Consider the following 18,540-nt stretch of genomic DNA (forward strand, 5'->3'; position numbering starts at 1 on the left):
TTCAGAATCAGCTATGACTCGTCAGAGACTTATTCGAAAGAGACCGGACGGTCGCCCTCTTCGTCCTTGATACGGGTCGGCAGGCCGATTTTGTTCAGGATGTTGATGAACGGACGCGGGTCGAGTTCTTCAACGTTGACCATGGTCTTGGCATCCCACTCGCCGCTGGCGACGAGCATGGCGGCTGCGACCGGCGGTACACCGGCGGTGTAGGAGATACCCTGGCTGCCTACTTCGTTGTAAGCGTCCTTGTGGTCTGCCACGTTGTAGATGAAGACCTCTTTCTCCTTGCCGTCTTTGGTGCCCTTCACGAAGTCACCGATACAGGTTTTACCGGTGTAGTTCGGAGCCAGAGAAGACGGATCCGGCAGAACGGCCTTAACCACCTTAAGTGGCACCACGTCCTGACCTTCAGCGGTTTTCACCGGCTGCTCGGACAAGAGCCCTAAGTTCTGGAGAACGGTGAAGACGTTGATGTAGTGCTCGCCAAAGCCCATCCAGAAGCGCACGTTGGGCACGCCCAGGTTCTGGGACAGGGAGTGCACTTCATCGTGACCGCTCATGTAGGTGGTCTGCGAACCAACCACCGGCAGATCATCGGTACGGCTCACTTCGAACATCTTGTTGGACTGCCAGGCGTTGTTCTGCCAGGAGTAAACAGTGCCGGTGAACTCGCGGAAATTGATCTCCGGATCGAAGTTGGTAGCGAAGTACTTGCCGTGGCTACCGGCGTTCACGTCGACGATATCAACGGACTCAACGGTATCCAGCATATCGCAGCCCAGGCGCGCGTAGGCGTTAACCACACCCGGATCGAAGCCGACGCCGAGAATGGCGGTGAGGCCTTTCTCTTTGAACGCATCACGACGCTTCCACTCGTAGTTGGCGTACCAGGGCGGCTGTTCGCAGATCTTGTCCGGCTCTTCGTGGATCGCGGTATCCAGGTAGGTCACTTCCGCTTCGAGACAGGCGCTCATCACGGACATGTTAAGGAACGCGGTTCCCACGTTGATAACAATCTCGGAACCGGTTTCGCGGATCAACTCGACCGTGGCGTTCACATCCAGGGCATTCAGTTCGTGCGCGGTCAGCTGACCGTCCACTTTCATCGCGCCCTTCTCTTTGACACTGGCCACAATCTCTTCGCACTTGGACAGCGTGCGCGATGCGATTGCGATATTCCCCAGTACGTCGTTGTTCTGGGCACATTTGTGGGCCACAACCTGTGCGACACCGCCTGCCCCGATAATCAACACGTTTTTGCTCATCGCGTTCCTCAACTTCTTTATCGCTGGGTGAATCCTCAAGAGAGGTTGTTTACAAAATCCTGATAGTCAAAATCCCGCACCAGACGCACGCTGCCATCGAGCTCGCGCACGGCGATGGCCGGCATCTTGACTCCGTTAAACCAGTTTTTCTTTACCATCGTGTAACCGGCGGCATCTTTAAACGAGAGCCGGTCACCGATCTTGAGTTCATTCTCAAACTTGAACTCGCCGAAGATATCGCCCGCCAGGCAGGACTTGCCGCACACCTCGTAGGTATGTGGGCCTTGGTTCGGTTCCATCTTGGCGGTTTCGCGGTAGATCAGCAGATCAAGCATGTGCGCTTCGATCGATGCATCGACCACCGCCAGGTTCTTGCCGTTGAACAGGGTGTCCAGCACCGTGACTTCCAGTGAAGTGGTCTTGGTGATGGCGGCTTCGCCCGGTTCCAGGTACACCTGAACGCCGTAGGTTTCAGAGAAACTGCGCAGGCGATCACAGAACTGATCGACGGGATAGCCTTCGCCGGTAAAGTGGATGCCGCCACCGAGGCTGACCCAATCCACTTTGTGGATCAGATGGCCGAAGCGCTCTTCGATCTGGCAGAGCATCTCGTCAAAGCGTTCGAAGCTGTCGTTCTCACAGTTGTTGTGGAACATGAAGCCGGAAACCTTGTCGATCACCTGCTCGATCTTTTCCGGGTCCCACTCGCCCAGGCGACTGAACGGGCGCGCCGGATCGGCGATGATGAAGTCGGAAGTGCTTACCTTGGGGTTTACACGCAGACCGCGGATCACGCTTTCAGACTGCTCGCTGAAGCGCTCCAGCTGGCCGATGGAGTTGAAGATGATCTTGTCGCAGTTGGCGATCACCTCTTCGATCTCTTCATCGGAGTAGGCCACGCTGTAGGCGTGGGTCTCACCGGCGAACTTTTCGCGGCCCAGCTTCACCTCGAACAAAGAAGACGAGGTGGTGCCGTCCATGTACTCCTGCATCAGGTCGAACACGGACCAGGTGGCAAAGCATTTCAGCGCCAGCAGCGCCTTGGCACCGGAGCGCTCGCGCACGTAGGCGATCTTCTCCATGTTGGCTTTGAGGCTGGCCTTGTCGATCAGGTAGTAAGGTGTCTTGAGCATCTCGATCCGGGCTGAATTTTAAAAAGCGAGCATTGTAGTTAAGCGGCCCTGCGGGGGCCATTCCTTCGGCGTCAAAAATGTCGTTTTCAGACATTTTTTTCGGTCTCAGCGGTTCAGCTTAGTCGATCCTCAAATGCAATGGCACCGTTGGGTCTTCATGTTGGCCACTTTTCCGTCAGTCGCGCGGGGTCAACGCGTCCGGCAGATGGATCAGATCCTCGGGTTCATCGATATCATGCAGTGGCGCCAGTTCCTGCAACGACCAGCCCAGCGTTGCGATGCGCTCACGGGTCAGCGCCGCGACCCGGTCGGTACTCCAGGGGATAGCGGTAAACAGCTCGTTCGAGAATCTGTTCAGGCCCAGCAGCACATAACCCCCGTCTTTGGCCGGCACCATCACGCAATCGCTTGAGTTAAGCGCGCGGGCCGCCGCCTGCAGTTGATCGACACCCAGCGAAGGGCAGTCGGTGCCGATCAGAATAACGCGGCCTGTCGCGGCGATGGAGCGCTGCGCGACCCGCGCCATACGTGCGCCCAGATCGCCCTCGCCCTGCTCGCTCAACTGGATGCCATCGGGCAGACCCTGCCAGCACTCAAGCCGAGACGAGGGTGCGACGCACAGTTCCACCGGCCCTGTATCCGCGGCAAGGGCCCGGGCCAGGGTATGCTGCAACAGGCGCTCGGCCAGCTGGGCCGCGCCCTTCTCTCCCAGCGCCGGTACAAGGCGTGTTTTCGCATAGCCCGGCAGGGGCGCCTTGGCGAAAACCACCAGCGCAGTGTTCATTGATACCTCCGCGCCAATGTCTGGGCATTAGCGCCCCACCAGTAGGCCAGACGCAAACGCCACATCAGCAGAATGGTGCGCCAGACGCCGCGGGACTCCCAGCGCCGCCCGGAGGTGTGCACCGGGCCTTTCAGGCAGACCGGTGGCTGCAGGCGGCGAAGGCGTTTGCTGATCTCTACATCCTCCATCAGTGGCTGGTTCGGGAAGCGCCCTGCCCGCTCGAACAGCTCCCGTGTAATGAAGATCCCCTGGTCCCCGGTGGCGATACCGGTCAGACGCGAACGCAGGTTCATCATCGCGGCGATCACACCGAGCATCCTGTGCCTGCCATCGATACACACATCAAAGCGCCCCCAGCAATCAGACGATGACTGTTGCAGGCGTCCAAGCTGCTCCAATCCATCATCGGCGAGACGGGTATCTGCATGCAGAAACAGCAGCAGCTGTTCAGCGGCGGCGCCGGCCCCGGCGTTCATCTGGCTCGCCCTGCCCCGAGGTGCCTCGATCACCTCAAAGTTCGCTGCGCGGGCCAGATCGGCAGAGCCATCATCGCTGCCGCCGTCGACGATCAGGATCTCTGCGCCACGCTGCTCCAGCTGTTTAAGGTGCGCCAGCAATCCCGGCATCTGCTGCGCTTCATTCAACACCGGCACGATTACGGAGATTCCCATCACCCCTCCCTGCGCCAGCGGTGGTAGCGCTCTATCCACTGCAGTAATCCGGTCGGTGTATGGGCCCGCTTCCACTCACCGGCAGCATATTTGTTGGCCTCGGCCCAGGTCGGGTAGGCGTGGATGGTACCGAGCAGCTTGTTGAGACCCAGGTTGTATTTCATCGCCAGCACGAACTCCGCCAGCAGCTCACCTGAGTGGGCGCCGACAATGGTGACACCGAGGATTTTGTCCTTGCCGGCGGCCGTAATTACCTTTACGAAGCCCTCGGCACGGCTTTCGGTCAGCGCTCGGTCCAGTTCAGCCATCTCAAAGCGGGTGATTTCGAAACGCACACCTTTTTCCTGCGCTTCCCGCTCGGTCAGCCCCACGCTGGCCACCTCCGGATCGATAAAGGTGGTGCGCGGAATCACCCGGTAATCCACCACGAACCGTTTTAGGTTACCGAACAGCGCGTTCACCGCCGCGTACCAGGCCTGATGTGCCGCCACATGGGTAAACTGGTAGGGGCCGGCCGCATCCCCCACGGCGTAGATGTTCGGAAAGCGGGTTTCGAGAAACTCGTTGGTGCGAATGGTCCGGCCTGTCTCGATACCGAGCTTTTCCAGCCCATAACCGCTCAGACGCGCGCCGCGCCCTGTTGCCAGCACCAGGTAATCAAATTCGATGTGTCGTTCCTCACCTGCGTGCTTCACCACCAGGTAGTGCCGCCCGTCGACCGATTCGCAACGCTCGGCGGCAAAGCCAAGCAGCAGGTCGACCCCGGCATTGCTGAGGCTGGTGGCGGCCAGCGCCGATACCTCGAGATCTTCACTCGGCAACACGCAAGGCCCGCGTTGAACCTGGGTCACGCTCGCCCCCAGCTGCGCAAACGCCTGGGCCAGTTCGCAGCCCACCGGGCCACCGCCGAGTACCACCAGTTTCTGCGGCAGATCGTCCAGTTCAGAGAAGCGCTCCCAGAGCGTATCGCTGGTCACATAGTCCACCTGATCCAGACCCGGCAGATCGGGAATGATCGGCTGCGCGCCGGTGGCCAGTACGATACTGCGCGCAGTCAATCGTAGAGGTTCAGCATCAGAGCGCTCGATCTCCACGGTCCAGGGATCGACCAGCCGGGCGTAGCCGTTGACCACCTCCACACCGAGTTTGGTGTAACGCTCAACGCTATCGTGGGGTTCCACCGATTGAATGACCCGGCGCACCCGCTGCATCACCTCTCTGAACGAAAACCGCGGCTCCACGGCAGACAGCCCCAGGCGCTGAGCATTGCGCATATCGGCGGCCAGGCGAGCGCTTTGGATCAGTGCCTTGCTGGGAACGCAGCCGGTATTCAGACAGTCGCCGCCCATTCTGCCCGCCTCCACCAGCGTGACTTTGGCTTTGACGGCAGCGGCGATGTACGCGGTAACCAGACCGCCGGCGCCGGCACCGATGACGATCAGGTTGCGATCGTAAGCCTTGGGCCGCGTCCAGCCGGCATAGACCCGGCGGCGCTGCACGAAGCCGATCACTTTGCGCGCAACCAGTGGGAACACGCCCAACAGGGCAAAGGAGATAATCAGGTCCGCCGATAGCACGTCGGACAGGCTCTCCAGCTGGCCCAGCTGTGTGCCGGCGTTCACGTAGACGATGGTGCCCGCCAGCATGCCGACCTGGGAGACCCAGTAAAAGGTGCGGGCGCGGATCGGCGTCAGCCCCATCAGCAGATTGATCAGGAAAAACGGAAACAGGGGTACCAGGCGCAGGGTGAACAGGTAGAAGGCACCGTCCTTTTCTATTCCTCGGTTGATCGGCGCCAGGCGCTGGCCAAACCGGCTCTGCACCCAGTCATGCAGCAGATAGCGGGATACCAGGAACGCCAGGGTGGCGCCGATACTGCTGGCAAAGGAGATCAGCAGCACACCCCAGAGCAGCCCGAACAGCGCACCGCCCGCCAGCGTCATCACCGCCGCGCCCGGCAGTGACAGCGCTGTCACCAGCACATACACCAGAAAGAAACCGACCGACACCAACAGGGCATGCTGATCGCGCCAGCCATGAAAGCGATCCAGGCTGGCTTTCAGGCTCTCCAGGGTCAGCAGATCCTGGCCGCCAAACAAAAAGAAGCCGGCAACAACCAGGACAATAATCCCGAGCAAAACGAGTTTGGTGTTCATCGCTTAGAGCGCACCACCGCAGCTTGATCCCTGTCCCGCCGTGCATCCGTAGCAGTGATCGGCCACACAGATACCGAGACCATCGGCATCCTTTTTCAGCAGATCGTCCAGGCGGGCCCCGGTTTTACCGCCGAGTGCCAACCCGAGCTGCTGGTTGAAGTCGCAGTCATAGAGTCTGCCCTGCCAGTCGACACTGATCAGCGACCGGCACATCACGCCGTGCAGGTTGGCTTCACTGTAGTTCTGCTTGAGCAGCTCCATGTAGGGCTCAAACTGCCCCTTGGAGATCAGCATGGAGCCGAAGCGGTTGATCGGCATATTGGCCAGCGCATAGAGACCGTTGAACACCACACCGAAATGGTCGAACAGCTCGCGCTTGTAGTCCGCCTGCAGCGCCTCCTGATTTGGTGGCAACACTGGCCCCTGGGGGTTATAGACCAGGTTCAGCTGCAGGCCTTCCTGCGTCTGCCCGTAACCCAGCCCATTTAGATGTTGCAGCGCGCGGATGCTTTTATCGAACACGCCCTTGCCGCGCTGCTTGTCCACGTTGTCCAGCGAATAACAGGGCAAAGACGCCACCACTTCAACTCGGTTTTCAGCGAGAAATTCGGCCAGCCCCTCCTGCCCTGGCTCAAACAGGATGGTCAGGTTGCAGCGGTCGATCACATGCACACCCAGAGCCCGGGCCGCACTGACCAGGCGCCGGAACTCCGGGTTCATCTCCGGCGCGCCACCGGTCAGATCCAGGGTGCCAATGCGGCGCGCTTTGAGTACCTCGATGATCGTATCGATCAGCTCCGGTGTCATCATCTCGGTGCGGTGCGGCCCCGCGTTCACATGGCAGTGAACGCAGCTCTGGTTGCACAGGTAGCCAAGATTGACCTGCAGTGTCTCGGTGGCTCCGCGACTGATCGGCGGAAAGTCGGTGGCTTCGAGTAACGGCAAGGTGGCATGCATAGATAACTCCCGGTTAACAGATCGCCTGTTTCAGCTTAGGTCGTTCGGCGGTCTTAATCCTTACACTCTAAGACCACGGAATCAGGCGCCGAGATCCTCGTCGCCCGTCTTGCTGAACTCGGCGATAAAGCGTCGATCGATTCGGTCTTTCCAGCGCCAGACCCATCTGCCCTTGAAACTTAGCGGTCCCCAACTGCCGACCGCCCGCTTCTGTCCGCAGGAGATCAGATAAAGCACCCAGCGACGCGGCCGGAAGCGCTTGAGCCGTTTACCGCTTAGACTGGCAGCCAGATTTTGCGCAAGCACCGGACCTGCGCGCACCGAATGCACGCCGGAGCGCATCAATGGACTGCCCGGCCGTGAACAGACATCGCCCACGGCAAAGACGTTCTTGTGGGAAACACTCTGCTGACGGGCATCCACACGGATAAAGCCATCTGCGGCCAGCTCAAGTCCCGCACCGGCCAGCCAGTCGGGTGCACAGGCCCCGCTGGCTGCTATTACGGCATCCACCCTTGTCGTGGATCCATCGGAGAGCCTGAGTTGATCCCCTTCGGCCTTCGCCTGCGAGCTCAGCAGCTGGATGTTGAGTCGTTTCAGCTCTTTCAGCACACGGCGGCGGACGCCGCCTGAGAAGCCCTCCAGCGGACCAGATTCTCCGGCGACCAGGCTCACTTTCGCAGCGATCCCTTCATCGGCCAGTGCGCTGCTGGCAGCCAGGGCAAGCTCCACCCCGGCGGCACCGGCTCCGACCACGGCAACCTGGCCCCCGCCGTTCTGCTTTAAGCGGTCTTTCAGGCCCTGCCACTCCCGCGCAAAGCGGTCCAGGGGTTTTACGCTGAGCAGTTGGCCCTGGTACTCCCTGGCCCAATCGAGACAGGTAGCGCTGCCGGTATCCAGAGAGAGCCATTCGTAGCCCACCTCCGTATCGTCATCGAGGACGATGGAACGCTGTTCCACATCCAGGGAAACCAGGGTCTGCTCGATAAACCGGATACCCGCTTTCTGGGCAAGCCCGCGCAGGTCGATGCGGCACTGCTCCTTTTGGTAATGCCCGGCGATCAGTCCGGGCAGCATGCCGGAGTAATATTGCCAGCGCGAGGGCGAAATCAGCGTTACCTCGTGGCAGACCAGCTCCTTGTTCAGAATCGCCTGCAGGACGAACAGGTGCGCATGACCGCCGCCAACCAGCACCAGCTGATAGGGGCTGCCCGGACGTTTGGTCGGTTTCCGGATCGACATTGATGGTTCCTCCATGAGCGGTCATGACTTGAGCCTTGATACATCGGCTGCCTGGCTATTTCACCGCGGCATTGCACGGAGACATTGCACTGCAACATCGCCCGGTCGACTGTAAGGTATACCTCAGTTATGCGACTCTGATAAAACAGCATAAGCGCTAACCGGCATCAGGATCATTAGTTATGCAAGCTGAAACGATGCAATCTGCAGAAATAGGCATTATCGGCGGCAGCGGCCTTTACACCATGGAGGCGCTGGAGAATCCGCAGGAACTTCAGATCGACACACCCTGGGGAACCCCGTCAGACCGGATACTGACCGGCAGTGTCGACGGCACCCGGGTGGCATTTCTGGCCCGACACGGGCGCAACCATTCGCTGCTGCCCGCTGAAGTGCCCTATCGCGCCAATATTTACGCCCTGAAAAAACTGGGCGTACGCTACCTGCTCTCCTTCTCGGCCGTAGGCTCACTGAAGGAGGAGATCGAACCCCTGCATATGGTCGTACCGGACCAATATATCGACTTCACCCGCCAGCGCCCCAACACCTTTTTCGGCCAGGGCGTGGTGGCACACGTCTCCCTGGCACAACCCACCTGCCCGACGCTTGGCGAACTGCTGGCCCAGGCGGTAGAGACTCTGCCGGCTGAGGAGTCGGTCACTCTGCACCGGGGCGGTACCTATCTCTGCATGGAGGGGCCGCAGTTCTCGACACTGGCGGAGTCACGCTTCTACCGCTCGCTGGATGCCAGCGTGATCGGTATGACCAACATGCCGGAAGCGCGCCTGGCACGGGAGGCGCAGATCGCCTATGCCTCGCTGGCGATGGTGACCGACTACGACTGCTGGCACCCCTCGGAAGCCCAGGTAACGGCAGAGCTGGCGATCCGAAATCTGATGCAGAACGCCAGCCGGGCACAACAGGTGGCACGCGAGGCGATCCGCCTGATTACCCATGAACAGCCGGAATCTGCCGCTCACCAGGCTCTGCGCCAGGGGCTGGTTACGCCGCTGGATGCGCTATCGCCGGACTTGCGGCAGCAGATTGAGGTACTGCTGGGATAAGCCTGGGCTGGGTCAGGCAGTTTCGACGCGGTTGCGGCCGCGGTGCTTGGCAGCGTAGAGCGCGCCATCGACGCGGCGTAGCAGTTCGCTGACCTCGCGCTCTTCACCCTGCATTTCGCAGACGCCGATCGACAGGGTCATGCGGATATCCTCGCCGTTGCGGGAACGGGTGGTGGCATCGGCCACGGTCTGGCGCATCCGCTCTGCCAGCACTTTTGCCCCCTCCAGGCTGGTATCCGGTAGCAGGGCCGCAAACTCTTCACCACCCAGACGCCCCAGCAGATCGCTCTCGCGCAGACATTCGCGGGCAAGCTCCACCACGTGCTGGAGCACCTTGTCCCCGGCTTCGTGACCGTAGTTATCGTTGACCTGTTTGAAGTGGTCAAAATCGATCATGATCAGTGCACTCTTGCGACTGCTGCGGTGAATTCGTGCTATTTCATTACTGATCGCACCGACCAGCGCGCGGCGGTTCAGCACCCCGGTGAGTTCATCAATGGAGGCCATGCGAGCCAGCCGCTCCTCCATCTTCTTGCGTTCGGTGATATCCCGGAACACCGTCACCACGCCGGTAATCTTACCTTCCTGGAACATCGGCCGGCTGGTTACAACCACGGGCAACATGGAACCGTTTCGGTGCCGGAACAGTTCGTCACCCTCGTAGGGGATACCGGTCTTCAGAGTGCCCAGAATCGGACAACTGCTGTCGTCGTGGTCGTGGCTATGGGCATGAATCAACGCATGGATATCACTGTTAAGTAGCTCATCCATGGAATAACCAGTCAGTTCGGCGGCACTGCTGTTGACGAAAACGCTCTCCCCCTTGGGCCCCAGCACAAAGATCCCTTCACCCACAGCGGCACTGATCGCATCGGTACGCTGCTGCTGCTGACGCAGCCGGGTGTGCTGAACCGCCAGAACGCTGAGCAGTACACTCACCACCGCAATGACCAGCAGCGCAACGGTAAAGTCATGGGCGTAATCATCGTGAATCTGCGTCAACAGCGGCGCCTCGGTATAGGAAACCAGATAGGCCGCCAACTGCTGATCCACATCCAGCACGGGCACAAAGGACGCGGTGTACTGCTCTCCACCCAAGGCCAGCGAGAGGCTGAACGCCTGTTCATGCTTCAGCTCTGCCCGCAGATCAGCGCGTCCCGCAAGCGCCCGGTCCAGCTCCGCTTCCGGGATCGCAGCCAACGGCGACGCCTGGCGCTCTTCGCCATTAAGCACCAGGTAACGGGGCAGCAACTGGGACTGCGACAGGTGATGCTGCTGCCGGTACTGATTGAGCGTTACGTTCTCAACGGGGTTGGACCTGAGCAGAAACTGGTAAACCGTGTCGGGGCTGATCTCCTGCAGCACATCCCGGACCTGATCGAAAGAGACCCCCACCTCGGTGGAGCCCACCAGCCGACCATCGAGAAATAGCGGCTGGATATGGCGGAAACCGATAAACAGGCGCCCCACCTCGAACACATCGAATGGCTGCTCCCTCGCCGCGATACCCCGCAATGAAGGGCGGTAGGGCAGCAGAAAATCGTCATGCTTGTCCGGGGCATCAAAGCGCAGAAAACTGTAGCCATCCGCCGTATGGAACTGCCACTCGGCAAGCCCGACCTCCCGCAGACGCTCATAACTTGAACTCAGACCGGCGTAGAGCTCTGTGCGCAGCAGATCACGGGAATCCCCCACTGACTGGGAGCCCTGATCGATCAGGTGTTTGATTTCCGGGTTATTGGCCGCTTCGTTGAGAAAAACGGTCATCGCGGTGGCAAAGCGGTCACGGCTATAGGTCAGCGCCAGCTGGTTTAGCTCGGTGGTCTGATTGAGGTACTGCTCCACCGTCATATCCCGTACCTCGCGCAGGTGCACGAATGCCATCAGCGCGAAAACCGCTGGGACAATCAGGTAGGCGAGACGACGCATTACAAGCTCCAGATGGAGGAATCCAGCAACAAAAGTGTAGTCCCGAACCTGCACGCCTCCCAGTATTCCGTCTACTATTCACGTCAAAACATGCACTATCCCCTGCTTCATATCAGCATTCACTGTTAAAGATACTGCCGAAACGGCGTCGCCACATCGATCACCGCGCCGAAGCGAGCCGCCAGCAGATAGAGCCCGGCCATCTTGCGATGCAGGAACAGCACATCCGGGGGCGGCGTGTGCCAGGCTTCCGGATCCCGGCTCACCGACATCCCGCGGCTATGAATCCGCCGCGCCAGGTCCGAGCCTCCAAAGTTGTAGGCACCGCCCTGACGCAGTGGCTCTGCAGCCATCAGGAATATATCGAGTATCACATCCCGGTTGGCGACCTCGTCGCCACGACGGAAGAACCCCAGTACCTCCAGTGCATGGGTCAGCCCCTGCCGGTCATGATCGGCAGCGGCGCTAAGCGCAGCACCATAGCGGCTGACAAACTCCGGCGAGAAGTGGCGAACGGCGCCAAAATCAAGCAACACCAGGCGTTCATCGGCCGTGCTGTAAAGGTAGTTTGCGGGATTGGGGTCGGTCTGCACCGCGTGAAAATCGAACAGCTCGGCAAAAAACAGCTCCATCAACAGCGACACCACCCGGTTCGCAAGCTGAGGCTGAGCCGTCAGCACCTGTTCCAGCGAGCGGCCTTCCAGGTACTCCATCACCAGTATCCGGTCCGTTGACAGCGCCGGGTAAAAGCGGGGGATCGCCAACTCCTCCCTGCGGCCAAAGCCTGCCAGATGATTGCGGTAATGCTGAAGCTGGGCACCCTCGTGAAGGTAATCGGCCTCCTGCTTGAGCTGCTGCTTCGCCTCCTCGATCAGCGGTTCGATATCCTGGCTGCGCGGCAGCAGCCCGGCGATGCGCAGCAACGAGCAGACGTTGGCGATATCGCTGTCGATGCTCTCGCGCACGCCCGGATACTGAATCTTGATCGCTAGAGGATCGCCGTCGTGGCTCAGTCCCTGATGAACCTGACCGATGGAGGCAGCGGCGATCGGCTCAAAGGAAAAGCGGGCGAGCTTTTGGTCCCACTGCTCACCCCAGTTATCCTCCAGCACCGATACAAGCTGGGCAGAGGGCATAATCACCGCATCCTGCCGCAGCCGATCCAGAATACCGGCGAGCTCACGCGGCAGCAGAGTTCCGGCATCCATGGAGATCAACTGCCCGACCTTCATGGCCGCGCCGCGCATGGTTGCCAGCTTATCGGCGACCTGTGTCAGGTTACGCGGGGTCAACAACAGATCGTTGATAGCCGGTCGTTTGCCTCGGGCCAGGTGGCGGCCGCCATCGGCCAGCACATTACCGGCGATGCGACCGGCCAGGCCACCGAGGCGGGCCATCCGAGACATTCGGCCCTGGGGCACCGCGGCGGATCGTCTTTCTGGCTTGTCACTGGACATATTCGTTCCCTGTCAGGCATTTACGCTTACTACGTAAAGATGCGTCCGACGGATGAGTGTCTAATCCAGTTCTGCCCGCTCTACGTACCTCCCGCCATGACCCAAGGATACCCGAAGCACTATTTCGTCATTGACTGTAAAACCACCGGATTACAGCCAACCCGCGACCGCCTCATAGAGATTGCACTGAAGGAAGTGCGTGACGGAGAGGCCGTTGCAAACTGGCATTCGTTGATCAACCCTCAGCAGCGCCTGCCTGACCGAGTACTCGCCCTCACCGGCATCGCTGAAACTGAGTTAGCGTCAGCACCTAGCTTCGCCGAAGTGCTGCCTGCGCTGGCCGAAAAGCTGGATGGCGCCGTTCTTGTGGCCCATCACGCCCGTTTTGATTACGCCTTTATAAAAAACGAGTTCCGCCGTAACGGAGCAAGGTTCAATGCGCGTCCGCTGTGCAGCATCAAACTGGTTCGGCAGCTCTTCCCCGGGCTGCGCAGTCGCAGCCTGGAGTCTTTATGCCAGCGCTTTGGCATCGACCTTTGCGTCGAGCACAACACCTGCGTACTGAGAGATGCACTCTACCGGCTCTTGAATGCGATAGAGCGGGAAGTCGGCCCAGAGCGCATCGCTGAAACCTGCAGGGCCCTGCTGACCCATTCCGCCCTGCCCGCCGCAATTGAGACCAGCGATATCGAAGCACTGCCGGGAAGCCCCGGCGTTTATCGCTTTTATGGCGAACGGGACCGGCTGCTCTATGTCGGCAAATCGGTCAACCTGCGCAGCCGGGTACTCAGCCACTTCAGTCAGGATCACAGCCGCCACCGGGAGATGCGACTGGCCGAAACCGTGCGCCGTGTCGAACACGATTGTTGCCTTTCAGATTTCAGTGCCCAGCTGCTGGAGAGCGAACAGATCAAGGCGCTGAGTCCGGCTTACAACCGCCGATTGCGGCGCACGCGGACACTCTGGCAATACACCCTGAAGCCAAACGCCGATGGCTACCTCGGTATCGATCTCGTCTCGGCGGGTCTCCATGAACCGGGGCTGATCACTGAACGCTACGGCTTGTTTCGAAGCCGCAGTCAGGCCCGGGAGCGCCTCGCCAGGCTGATCGATGAGCACGGCCTGTGCCGACGGGTCGCGGGACTTGAGAAAGGCCGCAAAGGCTCGCCCTGCTTCGGCTTCCAGTTACATCGTTGTCGTGGCGCCTGCTGCCAAGAAGAGAGTGCCGAAGATTACAACGCGCGCCTGCTCGACGCGCTGGAGTCTCTGCGCAATCAAAGCTGGTCCTGGCACGGGCCTGTACTGGTGAAGGAGCGTGGCGAGCATACAACTCACCTGCATCTGATCGATCAGTGGGTTTATTTCGGCCGGGTGTCCAACCGCAAGCAGGCGCTGCAGAAGATTGCGCGCAACGCTTACCCCACCTTTGACCTGGACCGCTACCGCATACTGCTGAAGTTCCTTAGCGATCCTGAACTGTTGGCGCGAAACCGCCTGACGATTCATCCCTTGGATGAAAAGGAGACGTTGAAATGACCGCATGGCACTCCCGTTTGGGCTACGCCGGCCTGATACCCTTTGTGGTTCTCAGCGCACTGGTACTGACTGAATACCCTCAGGCATCGGCCTGGCTGCTGAGTTACTCGGCGCTCATCTACAGTTTTCTTGGGGGGCTCCTCTGGTTTGCCAGTCTGAATGGCAAGCTGCCGACTCACACGCTGTTCGTGTCTGTCGGCGTTATGCTCTGGGCCTGGCTCTGGTTGCTGCTGCCGCAATACAACTGGCACCTGGCAGCGGCCATCTCCTTTGTGCTGCTCTGGCTGTATGAGCGCGTCTACCTGTCCGATGCCTACCCCCGCGGATTTATGCGGCTGCGCCAATGGCTGACCTCACTGGCAGCACTGAGCCTGCTGCTGGCAGGCAGTCTGTAACCGACAGGGGTATACTTTCAGCCTTTTAAGGCCGACCCGGGACACGATGCGAGCGACAACTGCCGGAGAATTCGCCCCGCCACGCGGCGCGGATCTGGACGACCCCCGCTATTATCTGCGCAACTTCCACACACTGATCGACTGGGTGGAAGCCCACCACGGCGAGCTGTTACTGGATAGCGAGAAGGTGCGATTAGCTGCGCTGAGAGCGCTGCCGGAGCCCTCCCGCTGCCTGCTGGTGCGGATGGTCATGCGCAGCGGGGATCTGTTTCGTCAGAGCAAGCTGAGCTATGCGGAAATTGGCGATATTGCAGCCGCTCAGGCCCCACTCATCCAGGAAGGCTGGGTCGAACAGGATCCATCGATCGGTATCGCAGAGTTCTGCTCGCTGGTCACCCGCCCAGAGCTCAGCAACGCCTTTCAAAGCGAACTAGCCAGTCTGCCGGCGTCGGCCAAGAAAGCGGATCAGAGCGCCTTGTTGGCCGAGCGGTACGGGATGGCATTAAAACCGTTCAGCCACTGGTGGCCAGAGAGCGGCGACAGGCTGTTCAGGCTCACGGACGACAGTCTGCTAACCCGGCTGAGGCTGTTGTTCTTCGGTAACCTTAGCCAGGACTGGAGCACCTTTGTGCTGACGGAACTGGGCCACCATCGCTACGAAGCTGTCGATTTCTCCGCCGACTCCCGGGCGTTTGCTGCACGTGACGAAGTGGACCACTACCTGCGACTGCATGCATTGCGGGACGCCCTGGAGCAGGAGGTGGCTTACTCCGAGATCTATAACGCGCTGCCCTCTGCACCCGAAAACGACTGGCTGCAAAGCCGCCAAAGCCGGCTGGTGTTTCAGATCGCCCGTCAGGCAGAGCGTGCCGGTGATACTGAATTTGCGGCGCAGCTCTACGCCCGGAGCAACCATCGCGAGGCGCTGATTCGCCGCTTCCGGGTGCTGGAGAAAACATCGCCTTCCGGTGAAACACTCAGGGCGCTGCGTGAACATCTTGATGGACCCCTACGCCCCGAGACGCTGGAAGCCCTGGAGCGTATCGAGCAACGCCTGGCCCGCAAACTCGGCGAAAAGAAAAAGTCCGCCCGAAAAACAGATAACCTGCCGCGCCTGGATCTGACCCTGCCTGCTTCATCCTATGTTGAAGCGGCGGTGGCAGAGCATCTCGGCAACGATCAGGCGCCCTGCCTGCATGTGGAAAACAGCCTGATCAACGGCCTGTTTGCGCTGCTCTGCTGGGATGTACTTTACGCCCCGCTGCCCGGCGCCTTCTTTCACCCCTTCCATGCAGCGCCGGCGGACCTTAACCGGCCTGATTTTGTCGAGCGGCGCCGCGACCTGTTCGAAGCACGGCTGAATACCCTGAACAGCGGCGAATACACCAACCTGATCCGCAAGAACCTGGGCGCGAAATGGGGCACCACCAATCGTTTCGTTCACTGGGGGCTGCTTACTGAGGAGCTGGTCGACCTGGCGCTATCATGTATTCCGGCGCAGGATCTGGACGTCTGCTTCCGTCGCTTGCTGGAGGATATTCCGGCCCACCGCTCGGGTCTGCCGGACCTGGTGCAGTTTTTCCCTGCCGAACGCCGCTACAGGCTGATCGAGGTGAAAGGCCCCGGCGACCGACTGCAGGACCACCAGCGCCGCTGGCTCAATTTCTGCCTGGCACGGGGGATGGATGTGAGCGTCTGTTACGTGCGCTGGTCAGATCAGAGCCTGACCGGGGAAGGTGACATCTGAGTTGCCGTTGCCCGGAAGCTAGCCGAAAAACGACCCATCAGGCTGATCCGATGGTGACACCCGAATAGCCTGAATGATGCTGAAGCCGCCGGCGCCGAGCTGACAATCTGATAATACGACCAGCCATGGTCATCACCGTTTTTTCGGCTCATAGGTCGGGCTTAGCTCGCTATAAACCCCGTTTATCGAACAACAAACACCGACATTTTCGCATAAGAGGCAAAGTACCCCGCGTTGGACGCAAAGATGTGGTTCACCACGTTAGGAATATGAGACCCCATAACGACCAGGTCTGCACCACACTCCTCAGCCGCCTGCATCAGGGTGTCATCCAGATCCACAGCCGGGTCATGACTGATATAGGCCGCTGAACTGACTGAGGATAAACCTCGCTTGGCTGCCTCATTTTCACTGAACTGTTTCACTTTTTGCGCAAATTCATGGGGCGTATGAGCCACACTGCTGGGCGCAGAGGCCGACACACCGACATAGCAGACAGCGCAGTTGTAGAGTTTGGCAATCTCGGCAGCCGTTGTCAGCGCCTTATCGAGCCCTTCTATGTGCTCGAGATCAACAGGAACCATCATCTTTGAATACATCTAACACCTCGCTATTCAGGGCACCGACGCTTGGTTCAAGGCACTCCCTGAATTCTGTTGAGTTCACAGTTACAACCTAGAACACACAAAGGAAAACGTCGCACCAGATCCGAGGCTGGTCGTAACAGATGCGCATTTATGGCTTAGAGCGACATTCATCCGATCGAGAGCGGAACCAGCGGATATCTGCCAGGTGCGTAATGGAGGTAGTCAGTATTGCGATCAAAGGACTCGCTCGGTCTGAGCTTCAGGCGTCTGCTGTGCCTGGGCTCTGATCGAAGAACAACTTGCTGAGTCGTATGGGATCTGCGGTGTGATCTGCTGCCTAAAAAGGCGCTTGGAGCGGGTGATGGGAATCGAACCCACGTTAAGAGCTTGGGAAGCTCCCGTTCTACCATTGAACTACACCCGCTAAATCCGTCTGGCTTGATTACAGCATAGCTCGATAAAGGCGCGCAACGGGGCGGAAGCAGCCTTTTTCAAACCCCTTAAAACAGCAAACCCCAGCCTGGGGCCGGGGTTTCCGATCTGTGAAAGTATCCTGCGATCAGCGGGCGTTTTCTCGTTCGTAGCGTTCATAGAGCTTCTGCAACACCCGCGATACGGCGACAAAACCGAAAGTGGCGGTCACGCAGGTGGAGGCGCCGAAGCCGCCGGAGCAGTCCAGGCGGGTCTGGCCATCGTGCAGGGTTTTCTGCTGGCAGACGGAGCCGTCCGGCTGCGGGTAGCGCAGCTGCTCGGTGGAGTAAACGCAGTCGACGGCAAAGCGGCGGCCGCTTTTGCTGAAGCCGAAGTGACGGCGCAGCAGGTTGCGCAGCTTGGCTGCCAGCGGATCGTGCTCGGTTCGGCTGAGATCAGCGATGCTGATCCGTGTCGGGTCGATCTGGCCGCCGGCACCACCCACGGTGATCACCGGGATCTTGTTGCGTTTACAGTGTGAAATGATCGCCGCTTTTACGCCGACGGCGTCGATCGCATCGATAACGTAATCAAAACGGTCGTCGATCAGTTCACGCACGTTGTCCTGGCTGACGAACGCTTCCTCTTCATGCACCAGGCAGTCGGGGTTGATGTCGCGCATGCGGTCCGCCATGACGGCCACTTTCGACTGTCCAACCGTTGAGCTCAGTGCATGGATCTGGCGGTTGGTGTTGGTGATACAGACGTCGTCCAGGTCGATCAGCGTGACCTCGCCCACGGCGGAGCGCGCCAGCGCCTCGGCGGCCCAGGAACCCACGCCGCCGATGCCGATCACCGCGATATGGGCATTACGGTAGAGTGCCACCGCTTCCTGCCCGTAAAGCCGTTCGGTGCCGCCAAAACGCTGGTCCTGCTCGTCTGTCACAATCCGCCTCGTTACTTGCGTGGTAGGTATATCCGGCGACTAGAAATCGTCATCGGTCAGTTCGGTGAGCACGGTTTCACCGCACTTATTGCAGTGACCTTCAATAAAGATAATGCCGTACAGCTCATACTCTTTCGGATCGCGCATACCGAGGTTGAGTTCCTGGCAGTTATCACACCAGGTTTCGCGCAGGAACATCGCCTGCTCGTCGGCATCACGGGCGTAAAAGTCCCGGGGGATAGGTGTCTCGCTCATCG

The 18,540-nt window shown here is 59.7% G+C and carries 16 protein-coding genes and 1 tRNA gene; 4 read left to right on the plus strand and 13 right to left on the minus strand.

Annotation, left to right across the window (positions count from 1 at the left end):
• Positions 1–29 precede the first annotated feature (29 nt).
• From ACQUQP_RS13700 to ACQUQP_RS13730, 7 genes are all read right to left on the minus strand, one after another.
• A complete protein-coding gene (locus ACQUQP_RS13700; RefSeq protein WP_432695593.1) occupies positions 30–1,268 on the minus strand; it encodes a saccharopine dehydrogenase C-terminal domain-containing protein in 1,239 nt (412 codons plus the stop codon).
• Between the two features lie 35 nt (positions 1,269–1,303).
• Positions 1,304–2,401: a carboxynorspermidine decarboxylase gene (gene nspC, locus ACQUQP_RS13705; RefSeq protein ID WP_432695594.1), complete on the minus strand. Its 1,098-nt coding sequence runs from the start codon at positions 2,399–2,401 to the stop codon at positions 1,304–1,306.
• 175 nt (positions 2,402–2,576) lie between these two features.
• Positions 2,577–3,185 (minus strand): TIGR04282 family arsenosugar biosynthesis glycosyltransferase, encoded by a 609-nt coding sequence (locus ACQUQP_RS13710; protein ID WP_432695595.1) that lies wholly within the window; start codon positions 3,183–3,185, stop codon positions 2,577–2,579.
• A complete protein-coding gene (locus ACQUQP_RS13715; protein ID WP_432695596.1) occupies positions 3,182–3,856 on the minus strand; it encodes a TIGR04283 family arsenosugar biosynthesis glycosyltransferase in 675 nt (224 codons plus the stop codon). Before ACQUQP_RS13715 ends, ACQUQP_RS13710 begins: the two co-directional genes overlap by 4 nt.
• Entirely contained in the window at positions 3,856–6,012 is a 2,157-nt protein-coding gene (locus ACQUQP_RS13720) for an FAD-dependent oxidoreductase (RefSeq protein WP_432695597.1), read from the minus strand. Before ACQUQP_RS13720 ends, ACQUQP_RS13715 begins: the two co-directional genes overlap by 1 nt.
• A 3-nt stretch (positions 6,013–6,015) precedes the next feature.
• Positions 6,016–6,969, minus strand: coding sequence for an arsenosugar biosynthesis radical SAM (seleno)protein ArsS (arsS, locus tag ACQUQP_RS13725; protein WP_432695598.1), 954 nt, complete (start codon positions 6,967–6,969; stop codon positions 6,016–6,018).
• A gap of 81 nt (positions 6,970–7,050) precedes the next feature.
• Positions 7,051–8,211, minus strand: a complete 1,161-nt coding sequence (locus ACQUQP_RS13730; protein ID WP_432695599.1) for an FAD-dependent oxidoreductase — start codon at positions 8,209–8,211, stop codon at positions 7,051–7,053.
• 182 nt (positions 8,212–8,393) lie between these two features.
• Here ACQUQP_RS13730 and mtnP point away from each other — a divergent pair, with 182 nt between their 5' ends.
• Entirely contained in the window at positions 8,394–9,275 is an 882-nt protein-coding gene (gene mtnP, locus ACQUQP_RS13735) for an S-methyl-5'-thioadenosine phosphorylase (RefSeq protein ID WP_432695600.1), read from the plus strand.
• A gap of 12 nt (positions 9,276–9,287) precedes the next feature.
• Here mtnP and ACQUQP_RS13740 read toward each other — a convergent pair whose 3' ends face one another.
• Both ACQUQP_RS13740 and ACQUQP_RS13745 read right to left on the minus strand, forming a co-directional pair.
• Complete coding sequence (locus ACQUQP_RS13740; RefSeq protein ID WP_432695601.1) at positions 9,288–11,204, minus strand: diguanylate cyclase; 1,917 nt, start codon at positions 11,202–11,204, stop codon at positions 9,288–9,290.
• Positions 11,205–11,329: 125 nt separating this feature from the next.
• On the minus strand, positions 11,330–12,610 hold the full coding sequence (locus ACQUQP_RS13745; protein ID WP_432695602.1) for an ABC1 kinase family protein: 1,281 nt from the start codon (positions 12,608–12,610) through the stop codon (positions 11,330–11,332).
• Between the two features lie 147 nt (positions 12,611–12,757).
• Between ACQUQP_RS13745 and ACQUQP_RS13750 the strand changes: the two genes are divergently transcribed.
• The 3 genes from ACQUQP_RS13750 to ACQUQP_RS13760 are packed head-to-tail and all read left to right on the plus strand — an operon-like array spanning position 12,758 to position 16,339.
• Positions 12,758–14,197, plus strand: coding sequence for an exonuclease domain-containing protein (locus tag ACQUQP_RS13750; protein WP_432695603.1), 1,440 nt, complete (start codon positions 12,758–12,760; stop codon positions 14,195–14,197).
• Positions 14,194–14,592 (plus strand): DUF3429 domain-containing protein, encoded by a 399-nt coding sequence (locus tag ACQUQP_RS13755; RefSeq protein WP_432695604.1) that lies wholly within the window; start codon positions 14,194–14,196, stop codon positions 14,590–14,592. The genes ACQUQP_RS13750 and ACQUQP_RS13755 overlap by 4 nt, the downstream gene beginning before the upstream one ends.
• Before the next feature lie 46 nt (positions 14,593–14,638).
• On the plus strand, positions 14,639–16,339 hold the full coding sequence (locus ACQUQP_RS13760) for a VRR-NUC domain-containing protein (protein WP_432695605.1): 1,701 nt from the start codon (positions 14,639–14,641) through the stop codon (positions 16,337–16,339).
• Between the two features lie 182 nt (positions 16,340–16,521).
• Here the strand turns inward: ACQUQP_RS13760 and ACQUQP_RS13765 are convergent, their stop codons facing one another.
• The 4 genes from ACQUQP_RS13765 to ACQUQP_RS13780 form a co-directional block, all read right to left on the minus strand.
• Complete coding sequence (locus tag ACQUQP_RS13765) at positions 16,522–16,938, minus strand: universal stress protein (RefSeq protein ID WP_432695606.1); 417 nt, start codon at positions 16,936–16,938, stop codon at positions 16,522–16,524.
• Between the two features lie 338 nt (positions 16,939–17,276).
• A tRNA-Gly gene (locus ACQUQP_RS13770) sits at positions 17,277–17,350 on the minus strand.
• Positions 17,351–17,485: 135 nt separating this feature from the next.
• Positions 17,486–18,283 carry a tRNA cyclic N6-threonylcarbamoyladenosine(37) synthase TcdA gene (gene tcdA, locus ACQUQP_RS13775; protein WP_432695607.1) on the minus strand — a complete coding sequence of 266 codons (798 nt, stop codon included), beginning with the start codon at positions 18,281–18,283 and terminating at the stop codon, positions 17,486–17,488.
• A gap of 39 nt (positions 18,284–18,322) precedes the next feature.
• A complete protein-coding gene (locus ACQUQP_RS13780) occupies positions 18,323–18,538 on the minus strand; it encodes a hypothetical protein (protein WP_432695608.1) in 216 nt (71 codons plus the stop codon).
• Positions 18,539–18,540 lie beyond the last annotated feature (2 nt).

Origin of the sequence: Marinobacterium sp. YM272, assembly GCF_050908845.1 — a bacterium.
In the GTDB taxonomy this organism is placed as follows: domain Bacteria; phylum Pseudomonadota; class Gammaproteobacteria; order Pseudomonadales; family Balneatricaceae; genus Marinobacterium_D.

What these genes read in the sequence shown, in the direction of transcription:
- ACQUQP_RS13720 (WP_432695597.1), bottom strand. Translation starts at nt 6,012, where the DNA reads ATGAACACCAAACTCGTTTTGCTCGGGATTATTGTCCTGGTTGTTGCC.
- nspC (WP_432695594.1), bottom strand. Translation starts at nt 2,401, where the DNA reads ATGCTCAAGACACCTTACTACCTGATCGACAAGGCCAGCCTCAAAGCC.
- ACQUQP_RS13745 (WP_432695602.1), bottom strand. Translation starts at nt 12,610, where the DNA reads ATGTCTCGGATGGCCCGCCTCGGTGGCCTGGCCGGTCGCATCGCCGGT.
- ACQUQP_RS13740 (WP_432695601.1), bottom strand. Translation starts at nt 11,204, where the DNA reads ATGCGTCGTCTCGCCTACCTGATTGTCCCAGCGGTTTTCGCGCTGATG.
- arsS (WP_432695598.1), bottom strand. Translation starts at nt 6,969, where the DNA reads ATGCATGCCACCTTGCCGTTACTCGAAGCCACCGACTTTCCGCCGATC.
- ACQUQP_RS13765 (WP_432695606.1), bottom strand. Translation starts at nt 16,938, where the DNA reads ATGTATTCAAAGATGATGGTTCCTGTTGATCTCGAGCACATAGAAGGG.
- ACQUQP_RS13780 (WP_432695608.1), bottom strand. Translation starts at nt 18,538, where the DNA reads ATGAGCGAGACACCTATCCCCCGGGACTTTTACGCCCGTGATGCCGAC.
- ACQUQP_RS13710 (WP_432695595.1), bottom strand. Translation starts at nt 3,185, where the DNA reads ATGAACACTGCGCTGGTGGTTTTCGCCAAGGCGCCCCTGCCGGGCTAT.
- mtnP (WP_432695600.1), top strand. Translation starts at nt 8,394, where the DNA reads ATGCAAGCTGAAACGATGCAATCTGCAGAAATAGGCATTATCGGCGGC.
- ACQUQP_RS13760 (WP_432695605.1), top strand. Translation starts at nt 14,639, where the DNA reads ATGCGAGCGACAACTGCCGGAGAATTCGCCCCGCCACGCGGCGCGGAT.
- ACQUQP_RS13715 (WP_432695596.1), bottom strand. Translation starts at nt 3,856, where the DNA reads ATGGGAATCTCCGTAATCGTGCCGGTGTTGAATGAAGCGCAGCAGATG.
- ACQUQP_RS13750 (WP_432695603.1), top strand. Translation starts at nt 12,758, where the DNA reads ATGACCCAAGGATACCCGAAGCACTATTTCGTCATTGACTGTAAAACC.
- ACQUQP_RS13755 (WP_432695604.1), top strand. Translation starts at nt 14,194, where the DNA reads ATGACCGCATGGCACTCCCGTTTGGGCTACGCCGGCCTGATACCCTTT.
- ACQUQP_RS13730 (WP_432695599.1), bottom strand. Translation starts at nt 8,211, where the DNA reads ATGTCGATCCGGAAACCGACCAAACGTCCGGGCAGCCCCTATCAGCTG.
- ACQUQP_RS13700 (WP_432695593.1), bottom strand. Translation starts at nt 1,268, where the DNA reads ATGAGCAAAAACGTGTTGATTATCGGGGCAGGCGGTGTCGCACAGGTT.